Origin of the sequence: Hydrogenophaga sp. NFH-34 (assembly GCF_021401345.1) — a bacterium.
In the GTDB taxonomy this organism is placed as follows: domain Bacteria; phylum Pseudomonadota; class Gammaproteobacteria; order Burkholderiales; family Burkholderiaceae_C; genus Hydrogenophaga; species Hydrogenophaga electricum.
On the sequence record NZ_JACBGE010000001.1, the window covers coordinates 86,597 to 100,421 of the forward strand.

13 protein-coding genes are annotated in these 13,825 nt (G+C 65.4%); 10 read left to right on the forward strand and 3 right to left on the reverse strand.

The window, feature by feature from the left end:
* Window positions 1-49: 49 nt before the first annotated feature.
* Window positions 50-250, reverse strand: a complete 201-nt coding sequence (locus L0977_RS00430; protein WP_020226641.1) for a YgaP family membrane protein — start codon at window positions 248-250, stop codon at window positions 50-52.
* A 113-nt stretch (window positions 251-363) separates the two neighbouring features.
* Window positions 364-615, reverse strand: coding sequence for an ArsR/SmtB family transcription factor (locus tag L0977_RS00435; RefSeq protein ID WP_020226640.1), 252 nt, complete (start codon window positions 613-615; stop codon window positions 364-366).
* Window positions 616-759: 144 nt separating this feature from the next.
* Between L0977_RS00435 and L0977_RS00440 the strand changes: the two genes are divergently transcribed.
* The 8 genes from L0977_RS00440 to L0977_RS00475 all read left to right on the forward strand — a co-directional run bounded on the left by L0977_RS00440 (window position 760) and on the right by L0977_RS00475 (window position 10,192).
* Complete coding sequence (locus L0977_RS00440) at window positions 760-1,629, forward strand: MBL fold metallo-hydrolase (RefSeq protein WP_020226639.1); 870 nt, start codon at window positions 760-762, stop codon at window positions 1,627-1,629.
* Window positions 1,630-1,661: 32 nt separating this feature from the next.
* Window positions 1,662-3,407 carry a thiol reductant ABC exporter subunit CydD gene (gene cydD, locus L0977_RS00445; protein ID WP_020226638.1) on the forward strand — a complete coding sequence of 582 codons (1,746 nt, stop codon included), beginning with the start codon at window positions 1,662-1,664 and terminating at the stop codon, window positions 3,405-3,407.
* On the forward strand, window positions 3,397-5,112 hold the full coding sequence (gene cydC / locus L0977_RS00450; protein WP_034689643.1) for a thiol reductant ABC exporter subunit CydC: 1,716 nt from the start codon (window positions 3,397-3,399) through the stop codon (window positions 5,110-5,112). Before cydD ends, cydC begins: the two co-directional genes overlap by 11 nt.
* Window positions 5,113-5,155: 43 nt before the next feature.
* On the forward strand, window positions 5,156-6,742 hold the full coding sequence (locus tag L0977_RS00455; protein ID WP_020226636.1) for a cytochrome ubiquinol oxidase subunit I: 1,587 nt from the start codon (window positions 5,156-5,158) through the stop codon (window positions 6,740-6,742).
* 20 nt (window positions 6,743-6,762) lie between these two features.
* Window positions 6,763-7,917 carry a cytochrome d ubiquinol oxidase subunit II gene (cydB, locus tag L0977_RS00460; RefSeq protein ID WP_096450773.1) on the forward strand — a complete coding sequence of 385 codons (1,155 nt, stop codon included), beginning with the start codon at window positions 6,763-6,765 and terminating at the stop codon, window positions 7,915-7,917.
* Between the two features lie 33 nt (window positions 7,918-7,950).
* Window positions 7,951-8,079 carry a cytochrome bd-I oxidase subunit CydX gene (gene cydX / locus L0977_RS00465; protein ID WP_096450771.1) on the forward strand — a complete coding sequence of 43 codons (129 nt, stop codon included), beginning with the start codon at window positions 7,951-7,953 and terminating at the stop codon, window positions 8,077-8,079.
* Between the two features lie 32 nt (window positions 8,080-8,111).
* The gene (locus tag L0977_RS00470; protein ID WP_096450768.1) at window positions 8,112-9,350 is read left to right on the forward strand and encodes an MFS transporter; all 1,239 of its coding nucleotides are present in this window, start codon (window positions 8,112-8,114) and stop codon (window positions 9,348-9,350) included.
* A 227-nt stretch (window positions 9,351-9,577) separates the two neighbouring features.
* The gene (locus L0977_RS00475; RefSeq protein WP_096450766.1) at window positions 9,578-10,192 is read left to right on the forward strand and encodes a class I SAM-dependent methyltransferase; all 615 of its coding nucleotides are present in this window, start codon (window positions 9,578-9,580) and stop codon (window positions 10,190-10,192) included.
* A 38-nt stretch (window positions 10,193-10,230) separates the two neighbouring features.
* On the opposite strand, the gene L0977_RS00480 is transcribed toward L0977_RS00475, so the two are convergent.
* Complete coding sequence (locus L0977_RS00480; protein ID WP_234262730.1) at window positions 10,231-11,877, reverse strand: SulP family inorganic anion transporter; 1,647 nt, start codon at window positions 11,875-11,877, stop codon at window positions 10,231-10,233.
* 239 nt (window positions 11,878-12,116) lie between these two features.
* Between L0977_RS00480 and L0977_RS00485 the strand changes: the two genes are divergently transcribed.
* Window positions 12,117-12,443 carry an ArsR/SmtB family transcription factor gene (locus L0977_RS00485; RefSeq protein WP_096450762.1) on the forward strand — a complete coding sequence of 109 codons (327 nt, stop codon included), beginning with the start codon at window positions 12,117-12,119 and terminating at the stop codon, window positions 12,441-12,443.
* A 54-nt stretch (window positions 12,444-12,497) separates the two neighbouring features.
* Window positions 12,498-13,814 carry an NAD(P)/FAD-dependent oxidoreductase gene (locus tag L0977_RS00490; RefSeq protein ID WP_198363370.1) on the forward strand — a complete coding sequence of 439 codons (1,317 nt, stop codon included), beginning with the start codon at window positions 12,498-12,500 and terminating at the stop codon, window positions 13,812-13,814.
* Window positions 13,815-13,825: the final 11 nt, after the last annotated feature.

A 13,825-nucleotide genomic window follows, 5' to 3' on the forward strand; every position in this document is an offset into this window, starting at 1 on the left:
CAGCTAAAGATGCCGGCGCACTTCCGCCGGCAGCGCATCCTGGATGCGTTTAAGGTTGCTTGGACTTCACAGGGCAGGTGCTGAGACCCAGGAGCGGATACAGCGGGCAGAAGCTCACCAAGCCGGTCAGCAGGGGCACAACCCCCAGCCAACCCCACCAGCCCACAGTTCCCGTGGCGGCCAAGGCGATCAAGACGATGCCAAGGACGATGCGCAGGCCCCTGTCGATACCACCAACGTTGGATTTCATGTGCAAGCTCCTTTCTTCAACAAAAAAACGTTCCGACCGGCTTCACGGCCCGGTAGCAGCAGCGGCTACGCCCCTGCCAACCACCCCGACACCGGAGCGACTTCGATCAGCCATCACGGGCAAAACATGGCCTTGAGGGTCGTCATCAGCTTCTCCACATCGGGGTTGTCGATGCGGTAGTGCAAGGTCTGGGATTCACGGCGGAACGTCACGAGCCCCTCCTCGCGCATCTTCGCCAGATGCTGCGACAGGGCTGACTGGCTCAGCGACACATGCTCCAGCATCGCGCCCACAGTCAGTTCTTCGTGCTGGATCAGCAGACACAGCACCAACATCCGGTGCTCGTTGCCGATAGCGCGCAGCATCGCCGCCGCCTTGGCTGCACCTTCCTGGATGAATCGCTGGTCTCTCTTGTTCAGTGCCACGGATGTCCTCGACTTAGGTTCACTAATTTAGTAGATTCTAATATATAATGAATTCCAGATGTGTTTCTTTGTAAGGAGTCAAGCATGCAGCCTCAAGCCCGCATCCAAGCATTCTTCGACGAGCCAACCAGCACAGTGACCTATCTGGTGTGGGACCCGGCGACGCGGCAAGCTGCGGTGATCGATCCGGTTCTGGACTATGACCATCGCAGCGGCAAGGCCTCTACGGCGTCCGCTGACCGCGTGCTGGACGCTGCCCGCGCCGACGACCTGACCATCGCCTGGGTGCTGGAAACCCATGCCCACGCCGATCATCTGAGCGCCGCCCCTTATATCCGACAACGCACGAATGCGCGGGTGGCCATTGGCGAGCACATCCGCGATGTGCAGACGATCTTCCGGCCGGTCTTCAACCTTGACGATGTGTCAGGCGACGGCAGCGAGTTCGATCGTCTTCTCAAGGACGGAGAAACGCTCCAGATCGGGCAACTGACCATGGAAGTCCTGCACACGCCCGGCCATACCCCCGCTTGCGTCTCCTATCGCATCGGGGATGCGGTCTTCGTGGGCGACACGCTGTTCATGCCCGACTATGGAACGGCGCGCGCGGACTTCCCTGGAGGCAGTGCGCGGACCTTGTACCGATCCATACAGCGGCTGCTGGCGCTCCCGCCGCAGACCAGGATTTTCCTGTGCCATGACTACAAGGCCCCCGGACGCGACAGCTATGCCTGGGAAACGACCGTGGCCGAAGAGCGCGCGCGCAACGTTCATGTCCGCGAAGGGATCGACGAGGAAGCGTTCGTCGCAATGCGCCAGCAGCGCGACGCGACACTGGCGGCGCCCACACTGCTGCTGCCGTCGATCCAGGTCAACATCCGCGCCGGCCAACTGCCCCGCGCCGAGTCCAACGGCGTGCAATACCTCAAGATCCCTGTCCGGATGGCCGCATGAGGGGCGCAGCGCGACGCACGGTCCGTTGAAGCATGGCCCCTCCAGACAGACTGCAAGCCCCCAAGTCCGGACCGAGTTCGGACTTGCGGTTGGATGCAGCCTGCCTGCTCCATGCCGTCAGCCCGCTGCTGTGGCTGCCGCAGGCCGCATTGCTGGCGCTGGGCGTGGCACGGTTGCAGAGTGGCGCCGGCCTGAATGGCGTCGTGGGTCCGGCGGTGGGCATAGTACTCGCCGGCGTACTGCGCGCCTGGCTCGACGCCTGGAGCGCCGGGCGTATGTTCGATACGGCCCGCGAAAGCCTGAGCCACTGGCGCGGCCGCGCCATCGCTGCAGTTGCGGCGCGTTCTCCGCTGGATCGCGCCCGCGCGCACGCAGGTGCCGCGGCCAGCGCGCTGGCGGAACAGGCTGAGGCGATCCTGCCCTGGCAGACGCGCTACCGCGGCGCTGTCTGGCGCGTGCGCCTCATACCCGTGCTGATTCTGCTGCCCGTGGCCTGGTACTCCTGGGCAGCAGCGGCCGTACTTGTGCTGGCCGCGCCGTTGATCCCCATGTTCATGGTGATCGTGGGCTGGCGGGCCAAGTCCGCCAGCGAGGCTCAGTGGCTGCAAATGGGCAGCATGAATGCGTTCCTGCTCGATCGCCTGCGCGGCTTGCCGACGCTGCGCGCACTCGGCAGCGTCGAGGTCACGGCGCGCCGCCTGCGGGCCAGCGCCGAGGACCTGCGCCAGCGCACCATGCGCGTACTGCGCATCGCATTTCTTTCTTCGGCGGTGCTGGAGCTTTTCGCGGCGCTGGGCGTCGCCATGGTCGCCGCCTACGTCGGGTTCCATCTGCTGGGGCATCTGGATTTCGGCGCCTGGGGTCGGCGTCTCAGTCTCGCCGAGGGCCTCTTCATCCTGTTGCTGGCACCCGCCTTCTTCGAGCCCTTGCGGGAATTGGCATCCGTCTGGCATGACCGCGCTTCCGGCATGGCGGCAATGGATGCCTTGGACCGGCTCAATGCAGACGGGTTGCCATTGCCGGACGACGAGACGTCGGATCAGCCCAGGCAGGAAGCCCAGGCAGGGAACTCGGATGAAGACGGCAAGCGAGTTCGTCCGCCCCGCGTCAAGGTTCAGGACCTGGCATTCGCGTTCTCTGGCGAGACACCGGTTTTCAGGGACTTTGCGCTGGACGTAAAGCCCGGTGAGCACGTCGCCCTGATGGGTGGCAGCGGGGCGGGAAAGACCATCCTAATGTCGCTGCTGGCCGGATTGCTGCCCGCTTCGGCAGGCCGTATCGAGATCGCCGGCACTGCGTTGACCGCCGAATCCGCACGCGCGTTGCGCGGACGCATGGCCTGGATGGGGCAGCGGCCCCACGTGTTTTCTGGGTCGGTCCGACACAACGTCGCCCTCGGTCGAGCGGGCGTAAGAGATCAGCAAGTGCACCGCGCGATCCAGTGGGCACAGCTCGACAAGGTGGCTCAGGCCCGTCCGGGGACGTCGCTCGGAGAAGGCGGGACAGGCCTGTCGGGGGGCGAAGCCGCGCGTCTGGCGCTGGCTCGGCTGGCCGCCGCACCGCGCGCCGATCTGCTACTGGCAGACGAGCCTACCGCGCATTTGGACACCGAAACCGCCGAGCAGGTCATCGAATCCCTGGTGGCCCTGGCCCAGGGGCGCACCCTGATCGTGGCCACCCACGACCCGGCGCTCGCCGCGCGCATGGACCGCATCGTGCACCTGTCGGCACCGGTCGATGCCGCGCAGCCCATCCCGGGAGGATGGCATGGCGCGTAGAACCGCCCCGGCATCGATACTGCTGCCTGCTCTGCGGGCCGTGCTCGCAGCATCTTCCCGTCGCATGATCCTGGGCGCTGCGCTCGCAGCGCTGACCGTCCTCGCGGGCATGGGGCTGCTCGGCCTGTCGGGGTGGTTCATCGCCGCCACGGCCATCGCTGGACTGCAGGTGATCAGCGCCCTGACATTCGATGTCTTCATGCCTTCGGCCGGCATTCGCCTGCTGGCGCTGGGGCGCACCGCCGCCCGCTATGGCGAGCGGCTGATCACGCACGACGCCACGCTGGCCGCGCTGGCGCACCTGCGCGAGCGTCTCTTCCGGGGGTGGGCGGCTGCTCAGGACATCCGCGATCTGTTGCGCCGCCCGGCCCGGGCGCTGTTTCGCCTGACCAGCGACCTCGACGCTCTGGAATCCCTTTATCTGCGTCTGCTGGTGCCGGCCTGCGCGGCCCTGGGCGCCGCCGTTCTCGCTGCCTTGGTGATCGGCGTCATGGCCCCTTGGCTCGGCATCGCGCTGGGCGTCTGGCTGCTGGCCGTCGGCGTGGCCGTGACCGCGGGACTGTCGCTTCGGGCACGGCCGCCCGCCGTGCGCCGCGCGTTGATCACCGAGCGCCTGCGCGCGCAGGCTGTCGACCTGGTATCGGGCCAAACGGAACTGGTCATGGCTGGCCGTCTGGCAAGCCACTGCGAGGCGCTGCAACAGACAGACCGTCGTCTCGCGCGTGCAGACCGGCATCTGCACCGCTTGGACGTGGCGGCTGGCGCGGTCTATGGTGTGGCCGGCAGCCTTACGTTGGCGCTCGTGCTGCTAGGCGTGGGCATCCTGGCTGACCACGGGCGGATCGGAACCGCAGGCGCAGCGCTGGCCTTGCTGATCGCGTTGAGCGCCATGGAGCCCTTCGCTGCGCTGCGGCGGGGCGCCGTAGAGGCTGGCCGCACGTGGCTGGCGGCGCGGCGACTGTCGCCGCATTGTGGCGGCGATACCCAACAAACGATCCGGCCCGCCGAGCCACCCGAGCCACCCGAGCCGGGGCATGCGCTCAGCCTGCGCCAGGTATCCGCGCGCTACCCGGACAGTCCCGTGGACGCCCTGCAGTCCGTCTCCCTGACCCTGGCGCCCGGAGAACGTATCGCCGTGATCGGCCCCAGCGGCGCGGGCAAATCGACGCTGATGGCCTTGGCCGCAGGTGAGCTGGTGCCGCGCGAGGGCACCATCCGATCACTGCCTCACGCCTGGCTGAGCCAACGCACCGATCTTTTCCAGGACAGCCTGCGCGACAACCTGCGGTTGGCCCAAGCCGATGCCGACGACGACACCCTCTGGCGTGCGCTCGGATCGGCAGGCCTAGCGTCGGACGTGCGCGCCCTGCACGCCGGCCTGGACACCCGCCTCGGAGAAGGCGGGCTGGGACTGTCGGGCGGACAGGCGCGGCGCCTTGCCCTCGCTCGTCTGCTGCTTCAACCCCACACCTTGTGGTTGCTCGACGAGCCCACCGAAGGACTGGACGCGCCCACTGCCGCCGACGTGCTGGCGACGCTGCACACGCTGGGCTCCGGGCGGGCGTGGCTGCTCGCCACGCACCTGCGGCGCGAAGCCGTGCTTGCGGACCGCCTGGTGCTGTTGCGCGGCGGTCGCATCGAAGCCGAATTCCCGCGCGGCAGTCCGGGCTTTGACGCTGCATTGGCTGCCCTGCGGCCCGACTGATCCCTTCAAGCACACAAGATTCACATCGATAGAGGAACCCACCATGGACTTTGACATCGTCAGCCTGTCGCGATTGCAGTTCGCGATCACGGCGCTCTACCACTTTCTTTTCGTACCGCTGACGCTGGGCCTGTCCATCGTGATCGCCATCATGGAAACGGTCTACGTGATGACGGGCCGGACCATCTGGCGCGACATGACCAAGTTTTGGGGCGTGCTGTTCGGCATCAACTTCGCCATGGGCGTGGCCACCGGCATCGTGATGGAGTTCCAGTTCGGCATGAACTGGAGCTACTACAGCCACTACGTGGGCGACATCTTCGGAGCGCCGCTCGCCTTGGAGGGGCTGATGGCCTTCTTCCTGGAAGCGACCTTCGTCGGTCTGTTCTTCTTCGGCTGGGACCGGCTTTCCAAGGTGAAGCACCTGGTCGTGACTTGGTGCGTGGCGCTGGGATCGAACTTCTCGGCGCTATGGATTCTGATCGCCAACGGCTGGATGCAGAACCCCGTGGGCTCGCAGTTCAATCCGCAGACCATGCGCATGGAGATGACGGACTTCTTCGCCGTGCTGACCAACCCGGTGGCGCAGGCCAAGTTCGTGCACACCGTCTCGGCCGGCTACGTGACGGCCGCCATCTTCGTGCTCGGGATTTCGGCCTGGTACGTTCTCAAGGGACGGCACCTGCAGCTCGCCAAGCGCTCCATGACGGTCGCGGCATCGTTCGGCCTGGCTTCCGCGCTGTCGGTGGTGGTGCTGGGCGACGAGAGCGGCTACCTGTCCACCGAGCACCAGAAGATGAAGCTGGCCGCCATCGAAGCGATGTGGAAGACCGAGCCCGCGCCGGCCGCGTTCACCGCCTTCGGCTTTCCCGATCAGGCGGCGCGCGAGACGCACTATGCGGTGCACATCCCCTGGGCCATGGGACTGATCGGCACACGTTCGCTGACCACCGAGATTCCCGGCATCGACGAGCTGGTCGCGCGTGCCGAGACGCACATCCGGGACGGCATCGTGGCATACGACGCCCTGCAGCAGATCCGCGCCGTGAAGGGTGGCGCGGACGTCCCCCCGCAGGTGCAGGCCGCTTTCGAGGAGCATGGGCATACGCTGGGCTACGCGCTGCTGCTCAAACGCTACGTGGACGACCCCCGCCAGGCCACGCCGCAACAGATATCCCAGGCTGCATGGGACACCGTTCCACGGGTGGCGCCGCTGTTCTGGGCGTTCCGGCTGATGGTCGGCCTGGGCTTCTTCTTCATCCTGCTGACCGCCGTGTTCTTCTGGTTGTCGGCGCGGCGCAAACTGGATGCGCACCGATGGCTGCTCAAGGTCGCCGTGTGGTCCATCCCCTTGCCCTGGATCGCCGCTGAACTCGGTTGGATCGTGGCCGAAGTGGGGCGTCAGCCCTGGGTCATCGAAGGCGTTCTGCCGACGGCCGTGGCCGTCTCGAACTTGGGCGCATCGACCGTGCTGCTCACGATCGCTGGCTTCGTCGCGATCTACACCGTCCTGCTCGTCATCGAGATGAAGCTGATGCTCAAGGCGATCCGCAAAGGCCCCGATGACCATGCGCCGGCCCGCGTCGAAGGTCGGCCCGCCGCTTCGGCCGACCTGGCGCCTGCGCAGTAACACCCCAAGGAGAAACGAACATGATCCTGCACGAACTGATCTCCTACGATGTCCTGCGCCTGATCTGGTGGGCGCTGCTGGGGGTGCTGCTGATCGGCTTTGCCCTCACCGATGGTTTCGATCTGGGCACCGGAACGCTGCTGCCTTTCGTGGCACGCAGCGACGTCGAGCGCCGTGTCGTCATCAACACCATCGGCCCGGTCTGGGAAGGCAACCAGGTGTGGCTGATCCTCGGCGGCGGCGCGATCTTCGCGGCGTGGCCGCAGCTCTACGCGGTGTCGTTCTCGGGTTTCTACCTGGCGATGTTCGCGATCCTCGTCGCGCTGATCCTGCGGCCGGTGGCCTTCAAGTTCCGCAGCAAGCGCGAAGAGCCGGCGTGGCGCAGCCGCTGGGACTGGGTCTTGTTTGTGGGCGGCTTCGTGCCCGCACTGATCTTCGGGGTGGCGATGGGCAACGTGTTGCAGGGCGTGCCGTTCCGCATCGAGGACGACATGCAGATCTTCTACGACGGCTCTTTCTTCGGGCTGCTCAACCCTTACGCCTTGCTCGCCGGCCTGGTTTCGGTCGCGATGCTGGTCATGCACGGCGCCGCCTGGCTGCAGCTCAAGACGTCGGGCACCGTGGCCGAACGCGCGCGCCGTTTCGGGATCGTGGCGGCGCTTCTCACAACGGTGCTGTATGCCGTGGCGGGCGTGCTGCTGGCCTACTTCGTGACGGGGTATGCCATCACCGGCAGCATCGACACGTCTGGCGCCTCGAACCCTCTGCTCAAGAACGCCGTGGCGCAGGGCGGCGCGTGGTTCGCCAACTACGCCACCCATCCCGCACTGTGGGTGGTGCCGGCGCTGGGTCTGGCCGGGCCGGTGATCGCGGCGCTCTGTCTGGCCATGCGCCGGCCGCTGGCTGCGCTGCTCGCCGGCGGCGTCGGCATCGCGGGCATCGTCGCCAGCGTGGGCGTGTCCATGTTCCCCTTCATCCTGCCCTCGTCGGTCAACCCGTCGGCGAGCCTGACTGTGTGGGACTCGTCGTCGAGTCACCTGACGCTATTCATCATGCTCGTTTCAACGGTCATCTTCATGCCCATCATCCTGGCGTACACCAGTTGGGTGTTCTCGGTCCTGCGCGGCAAGGTCGACCCCGAGGCCATCCAGGACGGCAAGGGCCATGCGTACTGACGCACGCACACCATCATTCATAGGACATTGACCATGTGGTATTTCGCCTGGATTCTCGGCTTGCCCCTGGCAGCCGCCTTCGCCGTTCTCAATGCAATGTGGTTCGAGTTGATGGAGGACGAAGCGGTCCGGCGCGACCGCCTCGATCCCAAGGAATCTTGAACCGGGCTACGTGCCCGTCACGACACGAGCCCATGACAAGTTCCATCACGGCGACACCAGTAAATGCAGCCAACACCGCAGATGCCCAACGCAATGTTTGGCTGCTGGTAGCCGCCCAATCCCTGGGCGGTGCCGCGCCGCCCATCATCATTTCGCTGGGCGGCATCGTCGGGCAGATGCTCGCCAGCGATCCCACGCTGGCGACGTTGCCTGTCAGCCTTTATCAACTGGGGCTTGCGCTATCGACCATTCCCGCAGCAATGCTCATGCGCCGCCTGGGCCGGCGCGCGGCCTACGTGCTGGGCGCGTTGCTGGGCAGCGTCTCCGGACTGATCGCCACCTACGGTGTAGTGCAAGGCGACTTCGCTACCTTCTGCGTGGGCACCGCTATGGCCGGTTTCTATGGTGCTTGCGTGCAGAGCTACCGCTTCGCCGCCACCGACGCGGTGGAGCCATCGCAACGGGCGAAGGCCATCTCGCGCATCATGGTGGGCGGCCTGGTTGCCGCCGTCATCGGCCCACAGGTCGTCATCTGGACGCGAGATGCTTGGCCCATGGCGCCGTTCGCCGGCAGCTTTCTCGGCCAGGCCGGCCTGGCCTTGCTGGCCTTGCCACTGCTATGGATGCTACGTGCTCCGCCGCCTCAAGCTGCCGTGGCGGAAGGCACGGCGCGGCCGCTGGGCACCATCGCCCGCAGCCCGGCCTTCGTGGTGGCGGTCACCGCGGGCGTCGTCTCCTATGGACTGATGGCCTTCATCATGACCGCAGCTCCCATGGCCATGGTCGGATGCGGCCACACGGTCGGCGAAGCCGCGCTGGGCATCCAGTGGCACGTGCTGGCCATGTTTGCACCGAGCTTCTTCACGGGCCACTTGATCGCGCGCTTCGGCAAGATCGCCATCACGGCGCTGGGGCTCGTGTTGATCGCCGCCTCGGGTTTGCTGGCGTTGGCAGGGCTTGAGCTGTTGCACTTTTGGGGCTCGCTGATCCTGCTAGGCATAGGCTGGAATTTCGGCTTCATCGGCGCCACGGCCATGGTGACTGACACCTACACGCCCGCAGAGCGGGCCAAGGTCCAGGCGCTCAATGACTTTCTGGTGTTCGGCACCGTGGCAGTGGCGTCGTTCGGTTCGGGGCGCCTGCTGAACACCTCGGGATGGGAAACCATCAACACCCTGATGCTGCCGCTCATCGCGGTGGTACTGGTGATGCTGGGCTGGCTGACGTTGCGCCACCGTCGCACCACTACCTCGGTGACGGTCACGCGGTAAGGCTGGTTGTTCAGAAGCAACCACGGACGTGGCGAATATGCCGTCTTCATCGACCGGCCTTGTGTCTGACCCTGAATGACCCTCGCCATGTACCCCACGCAGCATCCGCAACGCGTCCTGCCGCACAATGAAGTCCGTGCCCGCCCGCCGCAGGCATTGGTGCTGGGTCCGGCCACTGGTCGAGTGGGCATGGGCGAAGTCAGCCGTACCGCATTCAGGAGCGCCAAGTGAGCAAGTCGCACTGGGAACAGGTCTATGGAAGCAAGTCGCCTAATGCGGTGAGCTGGTATGCCCCCCATCTCGATGAATCGCTGAGCTACATCCGCCGAACTGGCGTGGACCTCGCGGCCGCGATTGTCGACGTGGGTGGTGGAGAGGCCACGCTTGTCGACGATCTGCTTGAGGCGGGATATCGTGACATTGCCATTCTGGACATCTCGGAACGCGCATTGGAGGTTTGTCGAGAGCGACTGGCCGAACGATCCGCTCGGGTGAAATGGCTGGTGGGTGACGTGCTGGAGCAAGACTTTGCTCCGCGCTCCGTCGATGTGTGGCACGACCGGGCTGTCTTTCATTTCCTCACGGAGCATGCACAGCGCCAGCGCTATGTCGCTCGGGTATTGAAAGCGCTCAAGCCCGGCGGCTATGCCATCGTCGGCGCATTTGGCCCACAAGGTCCGACGCAGTGCAGTGGTCTACCCGTGGTGCGCTACTCGTCCGACGAACTGCATGACGAGTTCGGCAGTTGCTTCCTCCTCTTGGACCACTCGACGACCCTGCACACGACGCCGTGGGGGTCAACTCAGCAGTTCGTCTACTGCTACTGCAGACGTGAGCATTGACGCCAATGATGTGACTCGTGGCCGCGGCCCTCGCTGCCTCAGGCCAGGCTGTCGGGGGACAATTCCGCGATGGCTTGATAGTGGGTGAGGTAGATCCGTCCGCTGAGGCGCGTCAGAAACGGTGTGCCGGCGAGCTTGTCCATCACCGGCCCCTTCACTTCCGACAGATGGAGCCGGATGCCCGCCTCGTTCAACCGCGCCTCGATCGTTTCCAGGCTTTCGAGCGCGCTGGCGTCGATGTCGTTGATGGCCGAGCACTGAAGCACCACGTGCCGGAGTTCGGGGCGATCCGCGACAGCCTCATTGATGCGGTCCTCCAGATAGCGTGCGTTGGCGAAGTACAGGCTTTCGTCGACGCGCAGCCCCAGCACCTGCGGGCTCGTTAGCACGGAATGGCGAAGCACGTTGCGAAAGTGTTCGGTCCCGGGCACGAGCCCGACCACAGCCACATGCGGCCGGCTGCTGCGGTACAGATGCAGCATCAGCGCCAGGCCTACCCCGGCGATCAGGCCAGTCTCCACGCCCGCCAGCAGGGTCGCGGCCAGTGTGGCCGCCACCACAGTGAAATCGAAGCGTGAGTATTGCCAGGTCCGCTTGAGCATGCCCAGATCGACCAGCGAGAGCACCGCCACCACGATGGTTGCTGCCAGGGTGGCCTGTGGCAGGTGGTGCAGCAGCGGCGTGAGCAGCAAGGTCGCAACGGCGATGCCGATAGCGGTGTAGATCCCGGCCGCCGGCGTCTGCGCGCCGGCGTCAAAATTGACCACGGAACGCGAGAAGCCACCCGTTACCGGCAAACCACCCGTGAAGGCCGCTGCCACATTGCTCGTTCCCAGCGCGACCAGCTCCTGATCCGGTTCGACACGTTGGCGCCGTTTGGCCGCGAGCGTTTGCCCCACCGAGATGGATTCAACGAAGCCGACCACGCTGAGCAACAGCGCTGGCACGGCCAGTTCCGTCCACAGGGCCGGGTTCCACGCAGGAAGCGTGAACGGCGGAAGTCCCTGTGGCACCACCCCTACCACACGCACGCCGTGCGCGGCCAAGTCCCAGGCCCAGACTGCGACTGTGGTCGCCGCGATGGCTGCCACGGGTCCCGCCTTGGCGAGGGCATCTGCCCAGCGCTGCCCGATGCCGATGCGGCGCAGCCATGGCTTGAGCCCGCTGCGCGACCACCACAGGAACAAGAGCGCCGACAGCCCCAGAGCCACGGTTGGGCCATTGGTCTGGGGCAGACCTCGCCATAGCGCGGGAAGCAGTTCCGGCAGGGTATCGCCCGATGCCGCAATCCCCAGCACGTGCTTGGCCTGGCTCAAGGCGATCAGCACGCCGGACGCCGAGATGAAGCCGGATATGACCGGATGGCTGAGGTAGTTCGCCAGCCAGCCAAGCCGCAGCACGCCCATGAGGGTCAGCATCAGGCCAGACAGCAAAGCCAGCACCAGCGCCGCCGCCCAATAGTCAGCGGAGCCCGCCGCAGCAACCTGCCCGACGGCTGCGGCGGTCATCAACGACGTCACCGCCGCCGGCCCGACAGCCAGTGTGCGGCTGCTGCCGAACACCGCATAGGCAAGCAAGGGAAGCATGCTTGCATAGAGGCCCGCCTGCGGTGGCAGGCCAGCCAGCATGGCGTAGGCCAGGCTCTGGGGAATCAGCATCAGCGTGACGATGCCGGCCGCAAGCATGTCCGCGGACCATTGGCCTCGGTCGTAGGTTTTCCCCCAGGACAAGACCGGCAGCCACCGCTTGGCCGCAGAGGACCGTTGGGAGGTGGAAGCCCCGCTCATCGGTAGGCCTCGAAAGCCAACGAGAAAGGCACGCGGGCGAGCCCATCAGAAACCATCACATTCACGGGGATACCTCTGGAATGATTTACGAATTTACATATTATAATTTCTTCATTCGTTCAACAGCGAGAACCAAGATGCCACCGTTCAACAAGAGCAACCTAAAAGCGCCCGAGCAGCTGCGTGAGCACGCTGGCGAAGCGTGCGCCTTGCTCAAGGTTCTTGCGAACGAAGACCGCTTGATGCTGTTGTGCCAGATCGCGTCCGCTCGCCACAACGTGGGCGAGCTGGAAGCCATCACCGGCATTCGCCAGCCCACGTTGTCGCAGCAGCTGGCCGTGTTGCGTCAGGAGGGACTGGTCGAGACCGAGAAGGAGGGGAAGTACGTCTACTACCGGCTGGCCAACGACAACGTCGTGCGCGTCATGCGCATGCTCTGGGACATCTACTGCGCCCCGAAGTAAACGGGGTACGAGACCATGAATCACCACAAGAACCCTATCCAAGGAGACAAGGCAATGGATCAACCGCTCAATCGGCGCCGGGCTCTTCTGACGCTTGGTGCGGCCGGCGCTGCAGGCATTGCACTTACGCCGGGCATCGCCAACGCGGCGAACAAGGTCAAGACCACGGCCCGAATCGTCATCGCAGGCGCCGGCGCCGCAGGCCTGGCAGCAGCATCGCGTCTCTCAGAAGCGCTGGACGGCGCGAAGATCACGCTGATCGACGCGCGCAAGGAGCATTTTTACCAACCAGGTTTCACGCTGGTGGGCTCGGGCATCAAGCCCGCAGGCTACGTGGTGTCCACCACCGCCGAATACGTGCCCGCCGGCGTCGAGCTGGTGCAGGAACGCGTTGCCGAGTTCGATCCGGAAGGCAAGAAGGTCGTCACGGAAAGCGGCCAGGCCCATGCATACGACTTCCTCGTCGTCGCCACCGGCATGAAGCTGGAGTACGGCCTGATCGAAGGCATGGAAGAGGACCTGATCGGCAAGAACGGCATCGGCAGCATCTACCACAGCCCGGCCAAGGCCGAAGCCACGTGGCAAGCCATGTCGGCTTTCGCCGACAAGGGCGGCCGTGGCGTCTTTCTACGCCCCGGCACCGAGATGAAGTGCGCGGGCGCGCCGCTGAAGTACACCTTCATCACGGACGACTACCTGAGCCGGCGCGGCCAGCGCAGCAAGGCGGAGGTCGTCTACAACTCGAACAACAAGGCGCTGTTCAGCGTACCCATCGTCTCGGAGAAGGTGCGCATGCTGTTCCAGGAGCGCGGCATCCAGGTGAACTACGAGCGAGTTCTCAAGGCCATCGATCCGGGCAAGCGCATCGCCACCTTCAACACGCCGGCGGGAACCGAAGAACAGGGTTTCGACTTCATCCACGTCATTCCCCCCATGCGTGCGCCCGAGCCCATCCGCAACAGCCCGCTGCCCTGGCAAACCGGCGCGTGGGCCGCCGAAGGCTGGCTGGAGGTCGACAAGGGCACGCTGCGTCATGTGCGCTACCGCAACGTTTTCGGCGTCGGTGACATCGCCGGGGTGCCCAAGGGCAAGACCGCAGCGAGCGTGAAATGGCAGGTGCCCGTCGCGGTCGACCATATCGTTGCCGAGATCGCGGGCAAGACCTCGGACGCGCTTTACACAGGCTACACCTCGTGCCCACTGATCACGCGATTGGGCCGCGCCATGCTGGTGGAGTTCGACTACCAGAACAACCTGGTGCCATCCTTCCCCGGCGTGATCGCACCGCTGGAGGAGCTGTGGATCAGTTGGGTCATGAAGACCATGGCGCTCAAGCCCACCTACATCAGCATGCTGCGCGGCCGCGCCTAAGGAGACACCGC